The organism is Mycobacterium lehmannii, from assembly GCF_002245535.1.
Taxonomy (GTDB): Bacteria; Actinomycetota; Actinomycetes; order Mycobacteriales; family Mycobacteriaceae; genus Mycobacterium; species Mycobacterium lehmannii.
In genome coordinates, this window is the sequence record NZ_NKCN01000029.1 from 14,589 (window position 1) to 36,204 (window position 21,616).

Genomic DNA, 21,616 nt, shown 5'->3' on the forward strand with positions numbered 1-21,616 from the left:
AGGCGTCACGTCGACGCCTCGAAGGTGTCCACGATGCGCTCGGCGATCGCCAGCGCGGAGGTCGCCGCCGGTGACGGCGCATTTCGGAGCACCACGACGCGGCCGCGCACGCTGATCCGGAAGTCGTCGACCAGACCGCCGTCGGGGTCGAGGGCCTGGGCCCGCACGCCGGCGGTACCGGGCACCACGTCCTCGTCACGCAACGCCGGGACGTAGGCCCTGGCGGCGGTGATGAATCGCCGCTTGGACAGCGAACCGGACACCTCGCGGACACCCGTGCGCCAATGCCGCCTGGCGAACCGCCAAAAAGCGGGCGTCGAGGCGATCGCGCCCAGATCGCGCAGCGACACCGTGCCCCAGGTGTACCCCTCACGTGCCAGCGCGAGCACCGCGTTGGGTCCGATGAGCACCTGACCGTCCACGCGCGGGGTTAGGTGCACACCCAGAAACGGATAGCGCGGGTCGGGCACGGGATAGACCAGACCGTTGACGAGATCGCGCCGATGGGGTTTCAGCGCGTAGTACTCGCCCCGGAACGGCATGATCACTGGATTCGGGCCGTCCCCGGCCATTTCGGCGAGCCGGTCGCTCTGCAGGCCACCGCACACGACGGCCCGGTCGAACCGGGCCTGGTCGCCGATTCCCTCCGTACGGGTGCTGACCACCACGTCGGAGTCGCCCACCCGTAGGCCGGTCACTTCGTGTCCGAGAAGGACTTTCGCACCGGCCTTCGTGGCGTCGGCGGCAAGCTCCCTGGTCACCTCCGCGTAGTCGACGATCGAGGTCGACGGGGAGTGCAGCGCGGCGATGCCACGCACATTGGGTTCGAGCTCAAGCAGTTCCTCAGGTCCGATGATCCGCACCCCGGGGACACCGTTCGCCGACGCCCGCCGTTCGATGTCGGCGAGCCTGTCCTTCTCCTCGTCGGTGAGCGCGACCAGGACCTTGCCGCAAGCGATCCGGCGGATCCCGCGCTCGGCGCAAAACTCTTCGAGCAGGCTCACCCCGCGACGACAGAGCACGGCCTTCTGCGACCCGGGTTGGTAGTACAGACCCGCGTGCACCACCCCGCTGTTGCGGCCGGTCTGGTGCGAAGCGAGACGGTTTTCCTTCTCGAAGAGCATGACATCGGAATCGGGACGACGCCGCACGATCTCGCGGGCCACCGCAACGCCGAGGATGCCGCCGCCGACCACTGCGATCCGTTCGATCATCGCCGGACGCCGCAACAAAGGGAGGTAATCACTGTTCGGTTACGGTACTGCATCTCATTGACGCTGAGCCAGGCGCGAATTGGCGTCACGAGCAAACCACGCGTACAAGTGATTACAGCGCCATCGGTATGCGCGCAGACGAAGAAAGAGCAAACGAACCATGAGACGCATCTACGCCTTGGTGATCGGTGTCACCCTTTTGGTGGCCATCCCTGGGGTGGCGGTCGCCGCACCATCCTCCCGCTCCGCGGCGAACCAGCAGGCGGTTGACCTCGTCATCGCGCGCGGTCTCGCGCAGCGAGGCGTCCCCTTCTCCTACGGCGGGGGAGACGCCAACGGGCCGACGAAGGGCAGCGGCACGCCCGAGAACGTCGCCGGACTCGACCGCGAAGGCCACATCGTCGGCCTGGATCCCGCGCTCAGCACCGTCGGTTTCGACGCGTCGGGCCTGATGGTCTATTCGTTCGCCGGTATCGGGGTCAAGCTGCCGCGGTCCTCGGGCGCGCAGTACAACGTCGGGCAGAAGGTGTTGCCCTCCGAGGCGCTGCCCGGTGACATGATCTTCTACGGCCCCAACGGAAATCAGAGCGTCGCGCTGTTCCTGGGCAACGGGCAGATGCTGGAGGCCACCGACTCGGGCGTCGCCGTGTCACCGGTGCGGACCACCAACATGGCGCCCTACCTGGTTCGGATCATCAAGTGAACGTGAGCGGAGCGACGTCACTCGGACTCTGAGTCGGTCAGCACCTCGACCCGATCCCCGAGCCGGATCGTCCCCGAGGTCAGGAGGCGACAGGCCGAGCCGCCGCGCCTGCGCAGCGCTGCGGCGGCGCCGGCACCGATCCAGTCGTCGAGCAGGCGGCACGGGGCCGACACCCGCACGACCTCCACCAGCACATCGCCGATGAGCAGCCGCGTGCCCGGTCTGGTCGGGATCTCACCGGCGTCCACCGTCACGTTGCGTCGGGTCTGGGCCTGGTCGAACGCGTAACCCAGATCGACCGCCGCACGATCCAGCAGCTCCTGTGACTGGACGGTGACGTGACGATGCCGGGTGCCGTGGTAGCGGTCGCCGACCAGGCCGGTTCCCGCCTCGGCGACCACCTCACCGACGGAGCGCATCGGCAGCCGGCGACCCGGGGCGATGTTGAGCGCGGTGACGTGCACGGCCGAAGTGTATGTGCGCCGCGACGATCGCTGATAAAGAGGACTGATGACGTCGACATTGGAAGCCGCCGAGGGAATCGCCGGACGGGTGCGCACGCTGCGCGAGATCGTGCAGAAAGAGGCCGGCGAGTCGGAGCGGTTGCGCACGCTGAGCCCGACCGTGGTCGAGGCGATGTGGGACACCGGGCTGATGACGGCGTTCAACCCCGCTCCCGCCGGCGGCAGCGAACCATCGTTCGCCGAGATGATCGAGACCTGGATTGAGATGGCTTGGCAGGACGGGTCTTTCGGCTGGATCGGCATCGCCAACCTGCCGTCGTCGTTCGCTGCCGCCGCGTACTTGCCGGACGCGGGATTCGCCGAGGTGTTCACGACCCACGACAATCAGGTCACGATGGGCGGGCAGTTCTTCCCGAACGGTCAAGGCACCGCCGTGCCCGGTGGTTACCGGCTGACCGGGTCGTGGAGCTTCGGTTCAGGGATCGGGCATGCGCAGTATGTCGCCGCGGGGTTCCTGCCGATGGACGGGACCGAAATGCGCTGGGTCAGCGAAGGTGTGCCGGACATGCAGATCGCCATCCTGCCGCGTGAGCAGGTCAGCTTCAACGACGGTTGGCATGTGCAAGGGCTCAAGGGGACGGGTTCCTACGACTACAGCGTCGAGGACGTGTTCGTTCCCGCCGAGCGCACGTTCGCATTGTTCACCCGAGAGCCGTTGCGCGGATCGTCGCCCGCGACGCGGATGGGGATGATGCCCGTCACCGCCGCCGGGCATGCGTCGTGGGCGCTGGGCGTCGCCAAGAGCATGCTCGACGACGTCGAAGAGCTGGCCGCCACGAAGTTCCGGATGAGCGACATGGCGTCGCTGGCGAGCCGGCCGACCTTCCAGAAAGGGCTGGCCCATCACGTCGCGGCGTGGCGGGCGGCGCGGCTGCTGGTGCTCGATGCGTTCGCAACGGCAGAAGCCAGTGTGGCGGCCGGTGAGGACCTCACGCCGACCCTGCGCGCGGACATGAGGGTGGCCGCGGTGTACGCCACCGACGTGGCTCGTCAGTGCGCGGAGTGGGCACATCTGGCCGCGGGCACCAGTGCGATCCGCGAGGGCAGCCGCCTGGAACGTGCCTTCCGCGACATGTACACCGGCACCCAGCACGCGTTCATCAGCGAGAAGGTGGCGATCGACGCGGCTCAGGTGTGGCTCGGCATCATCGATGACCAGTTCGGGCTCTGATCACCCTGTGCGGGCGATGAATTCGGCGATCACCCATCTCGGTCACCGAACAACCGATTCAAGGACGCCGTCGACGATCATGATGGCCAGCGTCTTGCGATCGAACTTCCCGCTGGGCAGGATCGGGATCTGGTCGCTGGAGGCCAGCACCCAGCGGGTCGGCACCTTGTATGTCGACAAGTGCGCGCGGGCGTGGGCGGCCAACGCGTCGATGTCGACACCTGCAGCGGTGGGGACGACGACTGCGCACACCTGCTCCCCGCGCTGCGGGTCGTCGATTCCGAGCACGAGACACTGTGCCACGGCAGGGGATTCCTCGATGACCGCCTGGACCTCGAGCGGTGAGACGTTGGCCCCGGCGGCCTTGATCATGTCGGTGGTCCGGCCCACGTAGAAGAGCCGCGGATCGCCCGGTCTTCGGTAGACGCGATCGCCCGTGTGGTACCAACCGTTTTCGTCGAAGGTCTCCGACCGTTCGCGTTTGTTGTAGCCGGCCATCACGCCGATGCCGCGGATCAGCAGTTCGCCGACCTGTCCGTCGGGAACCAGTGCGCCGTCGTCGTCGACGATGCACATGTCGGTGTATGCGAACCCGCCCGCGGTCTCGGACATGGTGCGGTGGACCGGATATCCGTCGGGTACGTCGACCATCGCGATGTCGAGCGGTCCGTCGCGCAACATCGGCGCGCAGGCCAGATCGCGGCCGGGAAAGCTCGGATGTTCACGGAGCCGCTGGGTGAACGCGGGCCATCCGACGACTCCAGCTGCCCGTTCGCGTTCGATCAGATCGAGCGCACCCTCGGCGTCCAGTTTCGGCATGGCGAGCACCGTGACGGGTTCGTGCAGCGCACCGGTCGCCGCGAGCAACCCGCCGACCCAGAAGAACGGCATCGCACACAGAATCCGCACTGCGCCTTCGCTTTTGGACACCGCGCGGATCGCATCCGGCCATGTCGACGTCTGTCGCACGAGGGTGCCGTGCGTGTGCATGACGCCCTTGGGGTCCGCTGTCGAGCCCGACGTGTGGATGACAACGGCCAGATCGGCGGGGCTCACCTCGGCCTCCGCGGCGGCCAGTAGCTCGCCAGGTAGGCCGTCGGCGTCGCCGCCCCACCGTGTGGCCCAAGGGGGAACCGGGCCGTCGACGAACACGATTCGACGCAGGTACGGGGCGCCCGTCATGGCCAACCCTCCGCCCCGCTGGGTCGTCAACTCCGGCCAGGCCGCTTCGAACCGGTCGGCGACATCGATGCTCAGCACGCGGCTGGGAGCGACGATCAGCGCGACGTCGGCCAGCCGAGCGACTTTGGCGATCTCGACCGGGGCGTATAGCGTGCTCAGCGGCACGACCAGCGCGCCGATGCGGGAGGCCGCCAACCACCAGAGCACCCAGTCCACTCCGTTGGGGAAGAACAGGCCGACGCGGGTTCCTTTGCCGACGCCTTGCCCTAGGAGCCACCGCGCGATGAGCGCCGAGCGCTCGTGCGCCTCGCGGTAGGTGAGTCGGTCCGTCGGGGTGACCAGATAGGTGTGGTCTCCAAAGTCGTGGCAAGCATGCGCCAAGAGCGCGGGAATGGTCGGTCGCGGCTGCTGCGTCACCCCGTGATTGTCTCCAACGCGCACTGGGCGACCGCACGAGGCGGTCGCCCAGTGGCGTCAGCGAGCTCAGGCGCCCAGCGTGGCCTGGATGTCGCCCTTCATCGCGGCCAGCTGCGAACCCCAGTAGCCCCATCCGTGGGTGCCGTTGGCGGGGAAGTTGAACGTGCCGTTGCCTCCACCGGCTGCCTCGTAGGCCTGCTGGAAGCTCTTGTTGCTGTCCAGCGTGATGGTTTCGAGGAACTGGCCGGCGATGTCGCCGCCGCCACCGAGTTCGGAAGGGACGCCATTGCCGCAGTAAACCCAGATGCGGGTGCCGTTGGCCACCAACTTGCCGACGTTGACCGTCGGGTCGTTGCGCTTCCAGGCCGAGCTTCCCGGCGGGCCCCACATCGCCGTGGCGCTGAATCCGCCCGCATCGCGCATCGCGACGCCGACCAGCAGCGGCCAGATGCCCTCGGAGAGGTTGAGGAAGCCCGACAACGATGCCGCGTAGCGGAACTGGCCGGGGTGGTAGGCCGCCAGGATCAGCGCCGCGCTGCCCGACATGGACAGGCCGACCACCGCGTTGCCGCTGCGCGAGACGCCCTTGTTGGCGGACAGATACGCCGGAAGTTCAGACGTCAGGAAGGTCTCCCACTGGTAGGAGTAGCGCCCGCCGTTGCCGACCGCGGGTCCTTGCCAGTTGGTGTAGAAGCTCGACATGCCACCGACCGGCATCACGACCGACAAACCGGATTCGAAGTAGTTCTCGAACGCGGCGGTTTCGATGTCCCAGCCGCTGTTGTCATCGCGCGCCCGCAAACCGTCGAGCAGATAGACCGCGTGCGGGCCACCGCCCTGGAACTTGACCGGGATGTCGCGGCCCATGGCGGCCGACGGGACCATCAGGGTCTCGACGGGAAGGCCCGGTCGTGAGTATGCCGCTGCGGTGGACGTGCCACCCACCGCCGCGACCAGGCCCGGTATGAGCAGGGCCGCCAGCGCGCCGGCCATCATGCGGCGCGCCCAACTGTGTCGCAATGTCATCGCTGTGAACTTCCTGGTCGAGGGATACCGCCGAGCGGTCATCGCGGATGGGCGGACCGGAGCCGGGTCGGGGCTGCCGGTTCAGGCGCTGCTGCTTCACACCTGCCGCGATACGGGACACCCGCCGCGCGTAGCCGCTGCTGACGGTTATGTCGGCACCGGCAGCGGCCCCGTTACCGAAGCGTGGGGTGCGTCACGGTTCCGCCGGCGGACCGCGGTGATGCCTATTTGCCGTTGGTCGACAGGCGCTTGCGGACGTAGGTCTTGAGTTCGGCAGACAACGCGTCGGCGGCGAGCAGCTGTGGAAGCAACGACGCGTCGGACATCCTTGCGCGGAACGCCAACTCGACGGTCACCTGGTGGTCGGGGCGGTACTCGACGGAGATCTCGTCGCCTAAGCCCACCGTTCCGGGTGAGATAACGCGCAGGTACGCACCGGGTTTGGCGGCTGTGGTGAAGGTTTTCATCCAGCGGTCGATCTGCAGGAAGGCGGCGAAGGTGCGGCACGGTGTGCGCGGCGCCGAAACCTCGAGCAGGAGACCGTCGGTGCCGACGCGCCAACGTTCACCGATGCGCGCCTGTGTCACGTCGACGTTCGTGGTGGTGAGGTTCTCGCCGAACATGCCGTTGGTCAACCGGCGGTCCAGTCGACTTTCCCAGTCGTCGAGGTCTTCTCGCGCGTATGCGTAGACGGCTCGATCGTCGCCGCCGTGCAGCTTCTTATGGCCGATGGTGTCGCCGACGAGTCCGCTGCCCAGGCCGCCGCGCATCGGCCCCGGCGCGCGCACCGCGACCCGGTCCAGCACGGCGACCTTGTCGATACCCGTCGACCTCGACGGCGCATCGGGATTGACCCGCACTCGCGCAACGTTCACCGACAGCACTTCTGCCACCCGGACAGGTTAGCGACGGAGCGAGCGAGCCGCCTGGCGGGATTTTGCACTCGACCCCTTAACAAGGCACTACTACCGAGCGTAGTATTCACCGGGGTATCGACAACCAGAAGGGTGTCGCCGTGAAGTGGAGTTTCGCCCAGGTCGGCCTGCTGGTCATCGCCGCGTTCCACGTCATCCAGGCGGTGATCGGCTTCATTGTGGAGCCGAGCTTCGCGACAGGCCCGGGCGCACCGACTGCGCAGGTACTCGGGATGGACTACAACGGCTGGCACGCCGTCGCCGGTCTCGCCCTGTTCGGACCGGGACTGGTGTTCGCGTTTCGCAAGTCGTGGTCGGTCTTGTATCTGCTCGTGGCGGCGGTGGCGGGGGCGTTGCCGGGCATCTGGGCGTTCTTCTCGCACCAGGTGGCGTACGTGTTCACGTTCCCCAACAACATCACCGACGCGATCGTGCATCTGGTGACCTCGGCGGTGATGCTGGCGGTGGCCGGTATCCAGATCCGCATGGACGGCGGTGTGCAGAACTCGCTTGCTGATCTGCGCAGGGGGTCGTGATCCGGCACCGCCCCTGCTAGTCGGCTCCGTCCTTGTCGTCGGCCGAAGGGATTCCCTCGGGCGGCGGCGACGAATACGCGGGAGCCGTCGGCGGGACGCCTTGGTCCGCGCCCTCACCCTGGCTCGCGTCGTCGGAGGCTTGTTCGGGTGAGCTCATCAGTTCTCTCCTAGTCGGCGATGGTCTCGCCGAGCGATACCCGAACCCCTTGTCACGGAAACCGCGGAGTTGGGATCGGTAGCCGACCGGATCTCGTGTACTTGCCTCGACGACGGCCATCGAGCGCCGAACCGAGCAAGGGCGAAACATGACCACACCTCACACATCGAAGCGAATCCTCGGCGCGGCATTGATGTCATTCGCGATCACGAGCGCCGGCTTCGGGTCGCTGGCGGGCACGGCCCAAGCGCTGCCCGGTGGGCCGACGCCGCAGCAAGCCTGGCCCGGATGTCCGGACGAGAATCCGTCAGGGCCCTGCCGGTGGTGCCCGGGTGATCCGCCGGTGCAGACCGGGAATCTGCGGGTGAATCCGGTGGTATGGGACAACAACGTGTGCCACACGTATTGGTACGTCTACCACGGGCAGGGCAACGTGGCGCAGAACATCTTCGAAGGCGAGGCGCCACCACCGCCGCCACCGCCACCGCCCGGCTTCACCCCACCCCTTCCGCCGGGCTGGTGCTGGTCACTGTTCATCCCCGGGCCGTGCCCGTAAAGCAGGATTAGTCGGAGCTAGTATCGGCCGATGGGTGAGCCCCAGCTGACCGATGACGGCCACTTCCTCGTCATCAACGGTCGCCGGTGGCGCGCCACCGATCCGGCCATACCCGAGAATCGGCGCGCGGAGTTGACCCGGATACTCATGGCATGGCGCCGAGAAGTGCGCCGCACCAAGGGAACTGCAGACGAGAAGACCGCGCGGGCCGGTGTGCACGCGGTCAAGGTCGCATTGGGCGAGCGGGGCTCACCGCCGTGGTGGGAGCAGACCGACGAACAGCGACGCAGGCGATGGCAGGCGAACGTAGCACCGCCGGAAGACGGCTGACACGGTCGGCCGTCAGGTGCGTCGCACCCCGGCGACTGCCGAGCGCGTCAGGCGTCCGGCACGCGAGTGACCAGCCAGATGATCACCACGCACCTGCACATCGAACTCGAGTTTGAGGCTCATCGGTTTGGTCACCGTCTGCCGCCATGTGACCCGTTGTCCGTCAACATCTTCGACGACGGTGATGTCGCTCAGCAACACGTTTTCGGATTTACTCTGCGCAGTGCCGGTGATCGCACCGTCTTGTTCGACGAAGCTGTAAACCACTTCCAAGGCTCCGACCGGTGTCTTGATGCGCACATCCCAGTCGCCCACGACGCTCGTCATGCCGAGGCTTTCGGCGCGCGGCCGGTGTCGGTCCAGACGGTGCCCCGCCGCTCGTAGGCGAACAACTCCTCGACGGCCAATGCGATGCGCGGACCGTAGCTTCGGTCGAGCAGATGGAGCGCGAGGTCCAGCCCCGACGTGACGCCGCCTGCGGTGACCAGGTCACCGTCGTCGACGACCCTGGCCGACACCGGAAATACGCCTGTCGCGTCGAGCACGTCCACACCGAGATGGTGGGTGTTGGCGTGGCGGCCGTCGAGCAGGCCCGCCATCGCCAGCGCGAGCGACCCACCGCATACGGTCGCGACCGTGATGTCCGGATTTGCGAAGGCTTCACGCATCATCGGCACCGCGGCGGTATCGCCGAAGCGCGCGAGCAGGACAGGAATGGTCGCGACGCCCTCATCGGGGTCGCCGTCGACAGGGCCTGCCGCGCCGGGCACGATCACGAAACCCGGCTTGGCGGGGTCGAGTCGGGCGGTCGCTTCCAACGTCAGTCCCCGCGAACCGCTGACTACCGGCCGCGGCCCCTCGGCCGAGACGAACTCGACTTCCAGTTCGCCTCCGACGAAGTCGCTGCCCGCGACGAGCACTTCGTACGGGGCGACGGCGTCGAGCGGGTCGAAGCCGTCGAACAACACGATCTGTGCATGCATCGGCGTCATGGGGCACTCGAGTCGCCGCGTAAAGGCTGGTCGCCCCACCCGGAAGCGCGCACGAAATCGAAGAACGAGAACGTCGACCCGTTGATCAGTTCGTGCAGGTGCGCGGGAAACGAGAACGGGGGAGCCTTCATCGGGTTGAGGCGCACATCGCGGGCCACGGCGTCGGCGATCGCGTACCCGAGGTCGTGACGTGGCCACGCGGCGTGAACCCGGTCGGCGAAGCCGGGGGAGAGCAGGTGCTTGTCCATGCCGTTGATGTCGAGGGCGATTCCGTTGAAGACCACCGACTGGTCGGGCCCGAACCGGTTCGCCAACCCGGCGCTGGTGTGAAGTGCGATCGCCTGCCACACCGTCGTGATCCGATCGGCCGAAAGCCCTTGTCGGCGAAGGAAGTCCGCCGCCGCATCGGCCCCCTCGACCTCGAACCGCTGATCACCCCTGCCGGCATCCGTGACCCCCAGGTCGTGCAGGAGACAGGCGAGGAAGACAAGTTCGTCGTCGTAGTCGGTACCGCTGCGCATACCCTGGCCCGAGGCGATCTCGCGCGCGAACAGATAACTGCGGACACAGTGGTTGATGAGGAAATCCGGGGAGACGTCGATGACGTATCGCAGTGCTTCCGAGCAGATTTCGGTATCGGGTAGAGCCCAGCTGTCCACGTCGGCTTTCGCGTCGGCGAGCGTGGCCATGTCTTCGGTACGCATGCCTTGACAGTGCCCGGTTCCGGCATGCCCGACTAGTGGCAAAGTAGCCAAGATTCAACGGAATCTGGCCACTCTTGGCGTCGTGCGATGGGCGGTGGATGCCCGCAGAATGCGGCTGTGGCACAGACGAATACGTTCGGTTCGCTTGCCCAACACCATCGGCGGCTATCGTGAGTTGGATGCAGGCCTGGACCGCCCCGGCGGCCTTCGGACGCTCGGACTGCGAACGCATCGGCGACGCCATGCTTGGCCAACCCGTCCTCGCCCTCACCAGCCTGGCGTACGTCGCCGTGGGGATAGCCGTCCTGTGCTGGGCCATACGGGGCAGAGCGGTGCTGGCGGGAGCCGCAGGAGTGGCGCTGGTCGCCGTCGGCTTCGGCAGCTTCGTCTTCCACGGACCCCAGCCGCCCTGGGCGGGACCGGTACACGACTGGCCGATTGTCGCGCTTGCGGGGGTGTGTGTGATCGGGGTGATCGGCAGCGCGCGAGGGCGGCGCTCGGTGTGGGTCGCGGCTGCAGCGGTCTTCGCGCTCGGCCTGGCCGCCTATGCCGCCGGGCGCACGGGCTCGCCGCTGTGCCGGCCCGACAGCCTGTGGCAGTACCACGGCCTCTGGCATGTGTTGTCGGGCGCCGCAGCGGGATTAGCCGCCTGGGCCATGATGCCCGCGCGTCAGTATCGTTCACGTCGATGCCGTTAGACCGAACACCGCGTGGCCGCGTCCGCCGCGGCTTACGCAATGCGCTGCGCGGCCCGCGCGATCCGGCGCCCGTCGCGGGTCAGCGGCGCCGCCGTTCCGACGGGATGGGCGACCTGCACACCCGCAAGGTGCTCGATCTGACGATCCGCCTCGCCGAGGTGATGCTGTCTTCGGGCTCGGGCACCGCCGACGTCGTCGCGACCGCCCAGGACGTCGCCCAGGCATACCGACTGACCGACTGTGTCGTCGACATCTTCGTCACCACCGTCATCGTGTCCGCTCTGCCGACCGCGGACAGCCCGCCCGTTACCATCGTTCGAGCAGTGCACGCTCGGTCGACGGACTACACGCGACTGGGCGAACTCGACCGTCTGGTTCAGCGGATCACCTCCGGCGGTGTGACGGTCGATCAAGCGCACGACGCGATGGACGAGTTGACCGAACGGCCGCACCCCTACCCACGGTGGCTCGCGACCGCGGGCTGGGCGGGTTTTGCGCTGGGCATCGCCATGCTTCTCGGCGGTGGCTGGTTGACCTGCATCCTGGCCGCAGTCACGTCGGGGGTCATCGACCAGGTGGGGCGGCGGCTGAATCGCTGGGGCACACCGTTCTTCTTCCAACACGTCGCGGGCGCGGCGATCGCGACCTCGGTCGCCGTGGCGGCTTTTCTGTATGCCGACATAGGACCGACGGTCATGGTGGCCACCGGCATCGTGGTGCTGCTGTCTGGTTTGACGTTCGTCGGCGCGATGCAGGACGCGGTGACCGGCTACATGCTCACTTCGGTCGCCCGGTTGGGGGAAGCGGTGCTGCTGACGTCGGGGATCGTGGTGGGCATCCTCGCCGGCCTGCAGATCGCCGAGATCGCCGGAGTGACCATCTCGCTGCATGTCGATGCGACCGAATCGTTCATCGCGCCGAGCGGGGCGGTACGGATCGCGGTCGCGGTGTTCGGCGCGGCGCTGGCGGGCGCCTGCCTGACCGTGGCGAGCTATGCGCCGTTGCGGGCGATCCTCACCGCAGGGCTGGCAGCCGGACTCGCCGAGGCGGTTCTGATCGCCCTGGGCAACGCCGGGTTCGGTCAGGTGTTCGCGAGTGGTGCCGCCGCGGTCGGTGTCGGTCTCGTCGCCACGCTGATCTCGATCCGTCGACAAGCGCCTGCCTTGGTGACGGCCACGGCGGGCATCATGCCGATGCTGCCGGGCCTGGCGGTGTTTCGCGCGGTGTTCTCCTTTGCCGTGGACGGCAACTTCGACAACGGAATCCGCCAGATGATGTCGGCGATCGCGATCGCGCTCGCCCTGGGCAGTGGCGTGGTCCTGGGTGAGTTCATCGGCTCGCCGCTGCGCTACCGGGCCGGCCGGATCGGCGACTTCATTCGCAAGGAAGGACCACCGGGGTTACGTCGTGCGGTGGGCCGCGTCGTGCACCTCGCTCCGGCCGAGGATCAACCGTCGGAGATCATCCCGCGCACGCGCAGTGTCGCGCTGCAACCGAAGCCGACAGGCGACGCCCAGGAAGAAACCGAGGACAGCGACGCGTCCGAACGCGATGAGAGCACCGAGCAATCGTAAATACAGACGCGCCCTGGTTTGGCCGTAGCAAATGCAGGCTATAAATTCGAAGCATCGGATTCGCGACTACCGCTGGAGGCATGCTCATGAGGTTTTCCAAGACCACGCTGGCTGCCATTGCAGGCGGACTGACAGCGACGACTCTAGGGCTGAGCGCTCCGGCAAGCGCCCAGCCGTCTCCACCGCCGCCCCCACCGCCGATGCTGGCCGCGGAGGCCCCCAATCCTTATGCACCGCCTCCGCCTGGTGTGGCTCCGCCGCCGGCGCGGCCGATGGCCGGGGAACCGGTTCCGTCGTGGGCACCGCGGAAGCCCGCTGAGTTCTGGCTCGGCGAGCCCGTCGTATGGCACTCCGGCTGGGGCGGACGCTGGGGCGTGTGGAAGAACGGCGCCTTCATCCACCTGTCGAAGAACCCGGTCACCGCCGGCGGCTGACCGCTACGGGTCAGCTCGAGGCGTCGAGGATCTTGATCGCGAAGATCAGTGAGTCGCCGGGCTGGATCCCCGCGGCGGGCTGACCTTCCGGGTAGCCGTCGGCAGACGTCATCGCCACGGCGACCGTCGACCCCACCTTTTGTCCGGCGATGGCCTTCTGGAAGCCGGGCACGACCCCGTCGAGCGGGAAGTCGACCGGCATGCCGCGCTCGTAGCTGTTGTCGAAAACGGACCCGTCGCGTCCGTTGACGCCCATGTAGCAGACGAAAACGGTGGCCGTCTCGGAGACGACCGGTCCGTCACCGGGCTTCAGCGTGTGCACCTGGGTTTCGGACACGCTGAACGGCGGCTGCACGTTGATCAGCGGTGCCGTCGCGTCGGTGGATCCGGTGACGGCGACGCTTCCGGTGTCGCCGTTGAGGGTCCACTCGGGGGTGCCACCGAACTGCGGCGGAGCCGTCGGGCACATCGCGCTGGCGGGATCGCCCGTCTCGGCGGGTGGGGGAATGAACTCGTCGGCCAGAGAGGACGTGCTCGTCGAGGAGGTCGTGGTAGTCGATGACGCTTCCGTGTCCGAGCCGCACGCGGCAAGAGCCAGAACCATCGATGCGGTGCAGGCGATCAGTCCGACAGGAAGAGACACACGCGAGGAATTCACGGTCGCCACGCTACAGACAGCGGCGCTGACGGCGCTCCGGTGGTCCGTGGGGGTCTGACCGCGGATGTGCGTTCTGATACGGCTGGCACTGCGCGTCGCGGATGAAACCGCACTCTCGGCCGCTCTCTGTGCGACGGTAGCGGGATACAGCCTGCCGAAGAGGGGCGCGATGGCGACGCGAGCAGCGGTCGTGTGTGGAGCGAGCATCGGGGGGCTGCTCGCTGCGAGAGTGCTGGCAGACGCGTACGACTCGGTGACCGTCGTGGAACGCGACAGGCTGCCCGTCGACGTGTCGCATCGCACCGGCGTGCCTCAGAGTCACCACCTGCACATGATGACCAGTGCGGGTTTGAAGATCCTCGAGGAGATGTTCCCCGGCGCCACGAAGGAGTTGAAAGCGGCGGGCGCACCGATCATCGACACGAACACCCTGTCGGCGGTGTACATCGAGGTCCGTGGGCATGCGCTGTGTCGGACGGCAGCATTGGCCGACCCTGACGCGATGCCTGTGCAACCGGCGAGTAGGCCGCTGCTGGAATCCGTTGTTCGCGAACGGGTTCACGCACTGTCCAACGTCACGGTGCTCGACGGCCACGACGTTGTCGAGCCCGTGGTGAGCGATCGTGCGGTACGCGGTGTTCGTATCAGCGACGGCGCTGGTTCACGGCGGCAGACGTTGCCCGCCGATCTCGTGGTCGACGCGACGGGACGCTCGGCGCGTACACCGGCCTTCCTTGCGGCGCATGGCTTCACACGCCCCGTCGAGCGGTCGTATCGGGTACAGCTCAGCTACGCCAGTCAGCTGTTTCGCATGACGCCGGGGGCGCTGGACGACAAGGTGGTGTTCGTCAGTCCGACGCTGCAACGTCCAACTGGCGTCGGAATGCTCGCCTACGAGAACGACACCATGATCGTGACGCTGATCGGTGTCGCTGGACACAGGCTGCCCACCGAACTGCCGGGGGTGTTGGCCGCCGTGGCCGAATGCGTGCCCCCGCATATCGGCGCAGCGCTTCACGACGCCGAACCGCTGGGGGAGACGCATCATCGCCAGTTCCCGACCAGCATGTGGCGTCGCTACGACAGGATGTCCCCATTTCCTCACGGGCTGTTGGTGATTGGGGACGCGGTGTGTAGCTTGAACCCGATGTACGGCCAGGGCATGACATCGGCGCTGATGCAGGCTCGCAGCCTTCGACAGACCCTTGCCTCCAACGGTGAACCGTCGAGTCAGGCGTACTTTCGCGATGTTGCACGGCGGCTGGCTCCTCTTTGGTGGGCCAACCGGCTCAACGACTTCGGTTTCACCCCGGCGAGTGGATGGAGATCGTGGCCGCAGCGGGCGTTCAACGGCTACACCACCGCCTATATGGCCGCCGCGTCGACAGACATGGCGCTCGCCGAGACGTTCCTCCGCACGCTGCAAGGCGTGGACCCCGGGACGAGCCTTATGCGCCCTAGGCATGTCGCGCGGGTCATCGGTCACGCACGGCAGCGCTCTCGTCAGTAGTCCCAGACGGTCGGCACGCAACGGAAGACGTCGCCGGCGGTCGCGACTCGACAGACCGATGGGAACGGCAGATGAGTGGCCACCAAGGACTCACCGGTCGCCGCCAGCTCCCGCAGAAGTTCGATCCGCACGCGTGTTGACTCCTCTGGATCATGTTCGAATCCGTTGTGCCACTCCGGATTATCGAATCCAGGGGCGAACACGGCATCACCGGCGAACGTCAGCCGGTCACCGCCGGAGTCGAGGCGGACGATGGCATGACCCGGGGTGTGACCTCCGGTGCGGACGACGAGCACTCCGGGCGCCAGTTCGTACTCCGTCTCGAAGGTGCGCATGTGACCGCGGTACTCGTCCAGGAAACGTGAGGCTATCGACCGGAGCGCGTCCGGAACGGGAGCGGGCATGTCGGTGTGGGAGAAGTCGGGCGCCTCCCAGAACTCGGCCTCAGCGGCCGCAACGTGGACTTGCAGGTCAGGACGCAGCCGTTCCTTCAGGCCCTTCGTGAGCAGTCCGCCCACGTGGTCCATATGCAGGTGGGTGAGCACCACGTCGGTCACCGCCGAGGGATCGATACCGGCTGCTTCCAGACGACGGACGGTCTGCCCGGCCCGCGGAAAGTCCGGGAACTCCACGCCGAGCCCGGCGTCGACCAGGATGGTCCGACCCCCGGTGCGTACGACGACAACGTTGAGTGGCCAGGCGAGCACGTCTCTGGGAAGGAACCGGTCGTCGAGCCAGCTCCCGAACTCGGTCGGGTCGGCATTGGTCGCCATGGTCCTGGCCGTGATCGGTAACACGCCATCGCTGATCACCAGCACCTCGATGTCGCCGACCTGCACCGCGTACCTCGACGGAACCAACTCGTCGACGTTCGTCGTACCCAAATCCGAGATGCTCTCCACGCTCATGGCTGTCCTCCTGAGGGCGTTACCGAATATCACCTGTCATTTCTGGAGAACGCCCTCAGATGACGCGATTTATCCATCCGGGACCGAGGAACTTTCGTCGTGCCCCAAAAAGGTTCGACTGCCGGAGTGACGGTTACATGTAGGAGTTATGGCGTCGAACAGGGATCGCCATGGTCACGCGCACCTTCGGGTGGCGGACCACCTTGACCACCGCGGTCATGGTGATGGCCGCCGGGTTGCTGGGGGCGACTTGCCCCAGTGTTTCGTGATCGGTTGAGTCACAGGCGATGTCAGCGTGGCGCAGTGACGACCAGTTCGTGGTCTCCGGCGGCCCAAGCGGATTCGAACACGTCGGTGGTCACGTGCTCGCCCTTGGTGTCGTCGCCGCCGCTGTCGCCGAGATAGACGGCGTCGTTGTCGTAATCGATGGCGGCGACGGTGACCAGGTGACCGCATCCCGTCCGGTCGCCGTCGCCATCCCAGATGGTGTCGGAGTTCACGCACACAATCGCTTGCCGTCCATCACCCAGATAGTCCGCCAACGCGTCCATTCCGGTGGCGAGTCCACCCTTGGCGGCCGTGTCGTCATTCGTGTAGTCGGCTTTGATTCCGTAATGCTTGAGCAGAAGCAGAAGATCGGTCGTGCAGGTGCCATGGCCGACACCGCCGTCACTGGGATCGACGCTCTCGTCATACACCGGCTCACCCGGGTCGCACTCGCTCGGAGTTTTGGCCGCGAGATCGATGATCTCCCGTTCAGTGGGCGGTGCTCCGGTGATCTCGCCGACCACCATGCGGGTGGCCATCAACCCGCAGTCGCTTTCGGTCTGTTGCTCCCAAAAGTGAAGGGCGGCCGCAGGATCTCCGTAGACGCCGCCCGTGATCTCGGGCTGGCCATCGCCGTCCTCGTCTTTGACGATCGGTTGAGCCTGTTGATCTTCTGGATTCGCCTCAGCTTGTTGAGCCGCCGTGGATTGGTCGGCTGTTGCCGCCGGGGTCTCGTCGGGCTCTGTGCCACTACCACCACCGCAGGCGGCCCCGGCAACGACGATCAGGCTGGCGATTACGGTTGCGGCGAAGGCCTTCCGGCTTCTTTCGCTTCGCTGGCAAAGTGGCACCTCGCGAAGTTAGCAGACGCCTGTGTGTTCTCTGGGCATTATTGACGCGCCTGTCGCGAACCTCGAGGTAACCATCCGCTAACTGCAACGACCTCATAGATCCGGGCGTTCCTCGCCGGACGGGTGGAAATCATCACGCGGTGCCGCGCGGTTGTCGCCTGTCGTCCATCGACAACGAGGTCATTCGTGGATAGAGGATCGCTGGGCCGAGCCATCGAGTCACGAACCCACGCAGTGCGGCATCTTTGCGAATCGCCTGCCCAGGATCAGTCAGCATGGACTGCACTGTGCGCAAGGTCATTTCGGCCAGCTCTTCGAGAGCGGTGCTGTCGAAGCCGTGAAGCTGCCAATCGACATCCAGCCGATGGAAAAACGTCAGGCAGAATGACTTCGCCGTGTCGGAGGTCAACGAGGTGACCGCTTCGCCGTCCTGTCGCCGGGCCAGTAGGCCCTCCAGCTGAGGATCGCCGGTGAGGGTCTCGAGTGCGAACGACACGCATTCGACGACCGCAGTGACCGGGTCGTTGACACCCCTGACGTGGTCGACGACCTGATCGATGAAACCATCCACGGCCCGCATCGCGCTGGCGATCAGTAACGCGTCAGCATTGGGGAAGTAGCGGTACACCGTTTGCCGTGTGACCCCGAGTCTGCGGGCGACGTCAGCAAGGCGTAACGCTGGTCCGTGCTCAGCGACTACTTCGTCCACCGCGTCCAGGATGCGGGTAATCGCTTCCTCGTCTGAGCTGGGTGTGGCGCCTGCCCAGCCGCGGCTACGCATGCGCTGTCGCAATCGCTGCGCTGGTGAATTCGATCGGAAGTGTGAGCGGACCAGTCATTCCCAACAGGGATTTCCACGGCGCCGGACCGACGCGGCGGGGTGCATCGAGACGGCGGGTGAGGACCACAAGTGCCTCCGCCAGCTCGCGGCGCGCGAGGTTGGCTCCCAGACAGTAGTGGGCACCACCGCCGAAAGTCAGAATCGGGGGTACGTCTTTGCGGGTGATGTCAAACCGCTCGGCATCGCGATAGATCGCTGGATCACGGTTGGCCGCAAAGGTGTTCACCAGTATGAAGGTGCCTGCCGGGAACAGGTAGCCACCGAACTCGGCATCCTCGGTCGCGGCCCGTGGCACGATACTGGCCGCCGGTGAGTGTCGCATGCTCTCCTCGACAGCCTGCATCGCAAGCTCCGGTCGGTCGCGCAGCATCATCCATTGATCGGGGTGCTCGCAGAGCACCTGGACCGACGCGGCCAGTTGATTCCGCGTGGTGTCCGTTCCGGCCATCAGGAAGCCGGCCACCAGCATGCGGAGTTCGTCGAGATTCAGGCGGTCGCCGTCGCTTTCGGCGCGGATGAGTTCGGAGAGCAGATCATCGGTGAGGCTGCTTCGACGGGCGGCGACCATGTCGTCGACGTAAGCGTCCAGTTCGCCCCACGCCCGCATAATCGCGGACTCGTCGAAGTTGGCGTCGGGCTGGAAGTTGAGGGCCTTGAAGACCTCCTCAGTCCAATCTGCGAACAGGCGCCAATCCTCCCGGGGCGCACCGATGAGCGCGCACATGATCGGAGTGGGGTAGGGGCGCGCGATGTCGGTCACGACGTCGCACCGTCCGGCGTCCGCCACTCGATCGATCAGCCCGTTCACCACTTCCTGGATGGTGACTTGAAGACGCGATGTCGCCCGCGGCGTGAACGCCTTGGACACGAGTTTGCGTAGGCGCATATGAGGTGCGCCTTCCAGCCCCAGGAGGCTGTTCGCCATCTTGTCGAACAAGGGACCCGACGTGATGCCCTGCGAGGCCAGAGTAATGCCGGGCGGAAGCCGAAATCTGCTGTCGCGCAGGATCTCGCGGGAAAGTTCATATGACAGGATTTCCGGCCCGAAGGGGCCGATGGCGATGGGTGCACGTGCCTGCGCCGCTCGGACATCCTCGAGGATGTCGTGCGGTGTCGCGGTGAGGCCGTAGTCGAAGGAAGGGAGGCCCGCATCGAAGACATTGGAAGCGGCGCTGGTCACGGTCATCAGAAGCGACTTTCACGAGTTAGACGTTTTGTTTCGAAGCGTATGACCATCACCGGATCGGTGTCAATGTAGGGAGCGTTTTACGAGGCAGATGCGAGCTTCAGGCGAGATAGATCATACGAATAGCGCCTAAGCGTCTTAACATGTCGTCGCGGCACCCGGCTCCAACTGCCCTCACGCCGGTCACCGCAGTGGGGTGGTGACTCGTTTTTGGCTACGACGGCGCCGCTCTAGAAGGTGTTTGCTGCCGTTGGCTCGACAGGCTTGTCGGCAACGTGCGGAAGTAGCTTCGATACTCGGCCGCGGGCGGAGAATTGATCCATGTCCACTGCGCTTTGGATTGTGGTTGCGGTATTCGCCGGCGGGGCTGTCGCCGGCGGGTTACTGCGGATCCGCGCCTGGTTGCAGAAGCCCGCACCACCGGAGGTGATCGAAGCCGCGCACCGTGACGACGACGAAGAGGACTGACGGTCACGACTCAAGCAAATCGATGGGGCTATCCGAGACCTGCGTGAAACGCCGCGGTACGAGCCGTGTGACCGACTTATTCTAGGATCGTCCGCGCCGCGCGCTCTGCGATCAGCATGACCGGCGCGTTGGTGTTCCCGGACGTGATGGTGGGCATCGCCGAAGCATCGGCCACCCGCAAACCCGCGACACCAAACACGCGGCAGTCGGTGTCGAGCACCGTGGCGGCCGACCGTGGCATACCGCGTGTATCAAAGGCACCCATCGCGCAGGTGCCCACCGGATGGAAGATGGTGGTCCCCAATTCACGCGCCGCCGCCAGTAGGTCTTCGTCGCTCACCACTTGCGACCCGGGGAGCATTTCTTCCGGACAGTAACGGGCTAGAGGAGGGGCAGCCATGATCTGCCTGGTCATCCGAAGGCCGCGCACGGCGACTTCACGGTCGGCATCAGTGGACAGGTAGTTGCAGATGATCTTCGGGTAGGTCAGCGGATCCGCGTCGGCCAGGCGCACGTGCCCGCGCGAAGTGGGTCTTAGATTGCAGACCGAAGGTGTGATCGCGCCGAAGCGGTGCAACGGCTCGCCGAACTTGGCCAACGACAGGGGTTGCACGTGCCACTCCATATCCGGGCTGGCCAGCGCGGGCTCACTCTTGGCGAAAGCCCCCAGTGTGGACGGCGGCATCGTCATGGGTCCCGATCGCATCAGCAGGTACTGAATTCCCATGCCCGCCCGGGTGATCCAATTCCGGTACAGCGTGTTGACGGTTCGCGCGCCCCGAATGCGGTAGACCGTTCGAAGTTGCAAATGGTCCTGGAGGTTTCCGCCGACACCTGGCAGATCAACGACCACCGGCACGTGGTGCTGGGAGAGCAACTCCGCCGGGCCCAACCCCGAGACCTGCATCAGATGAGGCGAGCCAATGGCGCCGGCGCTCAGGATCACCTCCCGACAGCCTCGGACGTCGACGATCTTTCCGTCTTTGAGCAGCCGTAAGCCGGTGACGCGGTGCCGCGCCGTGGTCCAGGCGCCGCGACGCTGATCGTCGCTGACCTGGTCGTCCATGAGCAACTGGAGAGCCTGAGTCTGCGTGTAGACGGTGAGGTTGGAGCGGTGGGTGACGGGGTGCAGGAAGGCATCGGCCATCGACCAGCGCCGTCCGCGTCGTTGATTGACATGAAAGTAGGCGCTCCCGGAGTTGTCGCCCCGGTTGAACTCTTCGATCGGCGCGATACCCAGTTCGGCCGCGGCGGCCTGCCAGGCGTCCAGAATCTTCCAGCGCACCCGCGGTCGCTCAACGCGGATCTCACCACCGGCGCCATGCCAGTCGTCGGCTCCGCCAAAGTAGTCTTCCAACTCTTTGTAGATTGCGAGTGTTTCGCCTGGACCGTCTGGGCCGCCCCAAAGCCACCGCTCGTCTCCTGTGGCTTGCGCCCACACCTCGTAATCGCTTGCCTGCCCGCGCATATGGATCATGGCGTTGATCGACGAACATCCGCCGATCACGCGACCCCGCGCGTAGATGATGCTTCGGCCGGCCAAGCCTGGGTCGGGCTCCGTCGTGAAGCACCAGTCAGTACGGGGGTTGGCAATGGTGTACAGGTAGCCGACCGGCACCTTGATCCAGAACCAGTTGTCCGTGCCGCCGGCCTCGATCAGGAGTACCCGGTGGTCGGGGTTGGCGCTGAGGCGATTGGCGAGCAGGCAGCCGGCACTGCCCGCTCCCACGATGATGAAATCGAATTCGGCGTCAGGTCGAACTCCCTGATGGCCCCGGGATCTCACCGCTACCAC

25 protein-coding genes are annotated in these 21,616 nt (G+C 66.2%); 10 read left to right on the forward strand and 15 right to left on the reverse strand.

Annotation, left to right across the window (positions count from 1 at the left end; all coding sequences use genetic code 11):
- Nucleotides 1–5: 5 nt before the first annotated feature.
- Nucleotides 6–1,214, reverse strand: coding sequence for an L-2-hydroxyglutarate oxidase (gene lhgO, locus CEX87_RS23475; RefSeq protein ID WP_094289340.1), 1,209 nt, complete (start codon nt 1,212–1,214; stop codon nt 6–8).
- A 160-nt stretch (nt 1,215–1,374) separates the two neighbouring features.
- Here lhgO and ripD point away from each other — a divergent pair, with 160 nt between their 5' ends.
- Nucleotides 1,375–1,917: an NlpC/P60 family peptidoglycan-binding protein RipD gene (gene ripD / locus CEX87_RS23480; protein ID WP_064393811.1), complete on the forward strand. Its 543-nt coding sequence runs from the start codon at nt 1,375–1,377 to the stop codon at nt 1,915–1,917.
- A 17-nt stretch (nt 1,918–1,934) separates the two neighbouring features.
- On the opposite strand, the gene CEX87_RS23485 is transcribed toward ripD, so the two are convergent.
- Complete coding sequence (locus tag CEX87_RS23485; protein ID WP_064393812.1) at nt 1,935–2,381, reverse strand: MOSC domain-containing protein; 447 nt, start codon at nt 2,379–2,381, stop codon at nt 1,935–1,937.
- A 46-nt stretch (nt 2,382–2,427) separates the two neighbouring features.
- On the opposite strand from CEX87_RS23485, the gene CEX87_RS23490 reads away from it, so the two are divergent.
- A complete protein-coding gene (locus CEX87_RS23490; protein WP_064393813.1) occupies nt 2,428–3,612 on the forward strand; it encodes an acyl-CoA dehydrogenase family protein in 1,185 nt (394 codons plus the stop codon).
- Between the two features lie 42 nt (nt 3,613–3,654).
- On the opposite strand, the gene CEX87_RS23495 is transcribed toward CEX87_RS23490, so the two are convergent.
- The 3 genes from CEX87_RS23495 to CEX87_RS23505 form a co-directional block, all read right to left on the reverse strand.
- A complete protein-coding gene (locus tag CEX87_RS23495) occupies nt 3,655–5,211 on the reverse strand; it encodes a class I adenylate-forming enzyme family protein (RefSeq protein WP_094289342.1) in 1,557 nt (518 codons plus the stop codon).
- Between the two features lie 66 nt (nt 5,212–5,277).
- Complete coding sequence (locus CEX87_RS23500) at nt 5,278–6,237, reverse strand: esterase family protein (protein ID WP_094289344.1); 960 nt, start codon at nt 6,235–6,237, stop codon at nt 5,278–5,280.
- A 224-nt stretch (nt 6,238–6,461) separates the two neighbouring features.
- Nucleotides 6,462–7,121, reverse strand: a complete 660-nt coding sequence (locus CEX87_RS23505) for an MOSC domain-containing protein (protein WP_198957290.1) — start codon at nt 7,119–7,121, stop codon at nt 6,462–6,464.
- A gap of 131 nt (nt 7,122–7,252) precedes the next feature.
- Here CEX87_RS23505 and CEX87_RS23510 point away from each other — a divergent pair, with 131 nt between their 5' ends.
- Entirely contained in the window at nt 7,253–7,687 is a 435-nt protein-coding gene (locus CEX87_RS23510) for a DUF4383 domain-containing protein (protein ID WP_064393817.1), read from the forward strand.
- Nucleotides 7,688–7,703: 16 nt separating this feature from the next.
- On the opposite strand, the gene CEX87_RS27285 is transcribed toward CEX87_RS23510, so the two are convergent.
- Complete coding sequence (locus CEX87_RS27285; protein ID WP_158220791.1) at nt 7,704–7,844, reverse strand: hypothetical protein; 141 nt, start codon at nt 7,842–7,844, stop codon at nt 7,704–7,706.
- Between the two features lie 148 nt (nt 7,845–7,992).
- On the opposite strand from CEX87_RS27285, the gene CEX87_RS23515 reads away from it, so the two are divergent.
- A complete protein-coding gene (locus CEX87_RS23515; protein WP_233151497.1) occupies nt 7,993–8,400 on the forward strand; it encodes a hypothetical protein in 408 nt (135 codons plus the stop codon).
- A gap of 30 nt (nt 8,401–8,430) precedes the next feature.
- Nucleotides 8,431–8,730 (forward strand): hypothetical protein, encoded by a 300-nt coding sequence (locus tag CEX87_RS23520; RefSeq protein ID WP_064418572.1) that lies wholly within the window; start codon nt 8,431–8,433, stop codon nt 8,728–8,730.
- A gap of 12 nt (nt 8,731–8,742) precedes the next feature.
- On the opposite strand, the gene CEX87_RS23525 is transcribed toward CEX87_RS23520, so the two are convergent.
- The 3 genes from CEX87_RS23525 to CEX87_RS23535 are packed head-to-tail and all read right to left on the reverse strand — an operon-like array spanning nt 8,743 to nt 10,426.
- Nucleotides 8,743–9,057 (reverse strand): hypothetical protein, encoded by a 315-nt coding sequence (locus CEX87_RS23525; RefSeq protein ID WP_064425527.1) that lies wholly within the window; start codon nt 9,055–9,057, stop codon nt 8,743–8,745.
- Nucleotides 9,054–9,713, reverse strand: a complete 660-nt coding sequence (locus CEX87_RS23530; protein WP_064394163.1) for a DJ-1/PfpI family protein — start codon at nt 9,711–9,713, stop codon at nt 9,054–9,056. The genes CEX87_RS23525 and CEX87_RS23530 overlap by 4 nt, the downstream gene beginning before the upstream one ends.
- A 5-nt stretch (nt 9,714–9,718) precedes the next feature.
- Nucleotides 9,719–10,426: an HD domain-containing protein gene (locus tag CEX87_RS23535; protein WP_082693820.1), complete on the reverse strand. Its 708-nt coding sequence runs from the start codon at nt 10,424–10,426 to the stop codon at nt 9,719–9,721.
- A gap of 179 nt (nt 10,427–10,605) precedes the next feature.
- On the opposite strand from CEX87_RS23535, the gene CEX87_RS23540 reads away from it, so the two are divergent.
- From CEX87_RS23540 to CEX87_RS23550, 3 genes are all read left to right on the forward strand, one after another.
- Nucleotides 10,606–11,124 carry a hypothetical protein gene (locus CEX87_RS23540; RefSeq protein ID WP_064393821.1) on the forward strand — a complete coding sequence of 173 codons (519 nt, stop codon included), beginning with the start codon at nt 10,606–10,608 and terminating at the stop codon, nt 11,122–11,124.
- The gene (locus CEX87_RS23545; RefSeq protein WP_064393822.1) at nt 11,115–12,698 is read left to right on the forward strand and encodes a threonine/serine exporter family protein; all 1,584 of its coding nucleotides are present in this window, start codon (nt 11,115–11,117) and stop codon (nt 12,696–12,698) included. Before CEX87_RS23540 ends, CEX87_RS23545 begins: the two co-directional genes overlap by 10 nt.
- An 86-nt stretch (nt 12,699–12,784) precedes the next feature.
- Nucleotides 12,785–13,132, forward strand: a complete 348-nt coding sequence (locus CEX87_RS23550) for a hypothetical protein (protein ID WP_064394164.1) — start codon at nt 12,785–12,787, stop codon at nt 13,130–13,132.
- A 10-nt stretch (nt 13,133–13,142) separates the two neighbouring features.
- On the opposite strand, the gene CEX87_RS23555 is transcribed toward CEX87_RS23550, so the two are convergent.
- Nucleotides 13,143–13,790: an FKBP-type peptidyl-prolyl cis-trans isomerase gene (locus CEX87_RS23555; protein WP_174522746.1), complete on the reverse strand. Its 648-nt coding sequence runs from the start codon at nt 13,788–13,790 to the stop codon at nt 13,143–13,145.
- 169 nt (nt 13,791–13,959) lie between these two features.
- Here CEX87_RS23555 and CEX87_RS23560 point away from each other — a divergent pair, with 169 nt between their 5' ends.
- A complete protein-coding gene (locus CEX87_RS23560) occupies nt 13,960–15,300 on the forward strand; it encodes an FAD-dependent oxidoreductase (protein WP_158220792.1) in 1,341 nt (446 codons plus the stop codon).
- Here CEX87_RS23560 and CEX87_RS23565 read toward each other — a convergent pair.
- From CEX87_RS23565 to CEX87_RS23585, 4 genes are all read right to left on the reverse strand, one after another.
- Nucleotides 15,294–16,208 carry an MBL fold metallo-hydrolase gene (locus CEX87_RS23565; RefSeq protein WP_064393824.1) on the reverse strand — a complete coding sequence of 305 codons (915 nt, stop codon included), beginning with the start codon at nt 16,206–16,208 and terminating at the stop codon, nt 15,294–15,296. The two genes, CEX87_RS23560 and CEX87_RS23565, sit on opposite strands and share 7 nt — an antisense overlap.
- A 290-nt stretch (nt 16,209–16,498) precedes the next feature.
- Nucleotides 16,499–17,326 carry a cysteine peptidase family C39 domain-containing protein gene (locus tag CEX87_RS27165; protein WP_142301125.1) on the reverse strand — a complete coding sequence of 276 codons (828 nt, stop codon included), beginning with the start codon at nt 17,324–17,326 and terminating at the stop codon, nt 16,499–16,501.
- Nucleotides 17,327–17,459: 133 nt separating this feature from the next.
- A complete protein-coding gene (locus CEX87_RS23580) occupies nt 17,460–18,107 on the reverse strand; it encodes a TetR/AcrR family transcriptional regulator (RefSeq protein WP_064393827.1) in 648 nt (215 codons plus the stop codon).
- Complete coding sequence (locus tag CEX87_RS23585) at nt 18,100–19,353, reverse strand: cytochrome P450 (protein WP_064393828.1); 1,254 nt, start codon at nt 19,351–19,353, stop codon at nt 18,100–18,102. The genes CEX87_RS23580 and CEX87_RS23585 overlap by 8 nt, the downstream gene beginning before the upstream one ends.
- A 321-nt stretch (nt 19,354–19,674) precedes the next feature.
- Between CEX87_RS23585 and CEX87_RS27430 the strand changes: the two genes are divergently transcribed.
- Entirely contained in the window at nt 19,675–19,821 is a 147-nt protein-coding gene (locus tag CEX87_RS27430) for a hypothetical protein (RefSeq protein WP_094289350.1), read from the forward strand.
- A gap of 76 nt (nt 19,822–19,897) precedes the next feature.
- Here CEX87_RS27430 and CEX87_RS23595 read toward each other — a convergent pair whose 3' ends face one another.
- Nucleotides 19,898–21,607: a GMC family oxidoreductase gene (locus tag CEX87_RS23595; RefSeq protein ID WP_094289352.1), complete on the reverse strand. Its 1,710-nt coding sequence runs from the start codon at nt 21,605–21,607 to the stop codon at nt 19,898–19,900.
- Nucleotides 21,608–21,616 lie beyond the last annotated feature (9 nt).

What these genes read in the sequence shown, in the direction of transcription:
- lhgO (WP_094289340.1), bottom strand. Translation starts at nt 1,214, where the DNA reads ATGATCGAACGGATCGCAGTGGTCGGCGGCGGCATCCTCGGCGTTGCG.
- ripD (WP_064393811.1), top strand. Translation starts at nt 1,375, where the DNA reads ATGAGACGCATCTACGCCTTGGTGATCGGTGTCACCCTTTTGGTGGCC.
- CEX87_RS23490 (WP_064393813.1), top strand. Translation starts at nt 2,428, where the DNA reads ATGACGTCGACATTGGAAGCCGCCGAGGGAATCGCCGGACGGGTGCGC.
- CEX87_RS23500 (WP_094289344.1), bottom strand. Translation starts at nt 6,237, where the DNA reads ATGACATTGCGACACAGTTGGGCGCGCCGCATGATGGCCGGCGCGCTG.
- CEX87_RS27285 (WP_158220791.1), bottom strand. Translation starts at nt 7,844, where the DNA reads ATGAGCTCACCCGAACAAGCCTCCGACGACGCGAGCCAGGGTGAGGGC.
- CEX87_RS23515 (WP_233151497.1), top strand. Translation starts at nt 7,993, where the DNA reads ATGACCACACCTCACACATCGAAGCGAATCCTCGGCGCGGCATTGATG.
- CEX87_RS23520 (WP_064418572.1), top strand. Translation starts at nt 8,431, where the DNA reads ATGGGTGAGCCCCAGCTGACCGATGACGGCCACTTCCTCGTCATCAAC.
- CEX87_RS23525 (WP_064425527.1), bottom strand. Translation starts at nt 9,057, where the DNA reads ATGACGAGCGTCGTGGGCGACTGGGATGTGCGCATCAAGACACCGGTC.
- CEX87_RS23530 (WP_064394163.1), bottom strand. Translation starts at nt 9,713, where the DNA reads ATGCATGCACAGATCGTGTTGTTCGACGGCTTCGACCCGCTCGACGCC.
- CEX87_RS23535 (WP_082693820.1), bottom strand. Translation starts at nt 10,426, where the DNA reads ATGCGTACCGAAGACATGGCCACGCTCGCCGACGCGAAAGCCGACGTG.
- CEX87_RS23540 (WP_064393821.1), top strand. Translation starts at nt 10,606, where the DNA reads ATGCAGGCCTGGACCGCCCCGGCGGCCTTCGGACGCTCGGACTGCGAA.
- CEX87_RS23545 (WP_064393822.1), top strand. Translation starts at nt 11,115, where the DNA reads ATGCCGTTAGACCGAACACCGCGTGGCCGCGTCCGCCGCGGCTTACGC.
- CEX87_RS23550 (WP_064394164.1), top strand. Translation starts at nt 12,785, where the DNA reads ATGAGGTTTTCCAAGACCACGCTGGCTGCCATTGCAGGCGGACTGACA.
- CEX87_RS23560 (WP_158220792.1), top strand. Translation starts at nt 13,960, where the DNA reads ATGGCGACGCGAGCAGCGGTCGTGTGTGGAGCGAGCATCGGGGGGCTG.
- CEX87_RS23565 (WP_064393824.1), bottom strand. Translation starts at nt 16,208, where the DNA reads ATGAGCGTGGAGAGCATCTCGGATTTGGGTACGACGAACGTCGACGAG.
- CEX87_RS23580 (WP_064393827.1), bottom strand. Translation starts at nt 18,107, where the DNA reads ATGCGTAGCCGCGGCTGGGCAGGCGCCACACCCAGCTCAGACGAGGAA.
- CEX87_RS23585 (WP_064393828.1), bottom strand. Translation starts at nt 19,353, where the DNA reads ATGACCGTGACCAGCGCCGCTTCCAATGTCTTCGATGCGGGCCTCCCT.
- CEX87_RS27430 (WP_094289350.1), top strand. Translation starts at nt 19,675, where the DNA reads ATGTCCACTGCGCTTTGGATTGTGGTTGCGGTATTCGCCGGCGGGGCT.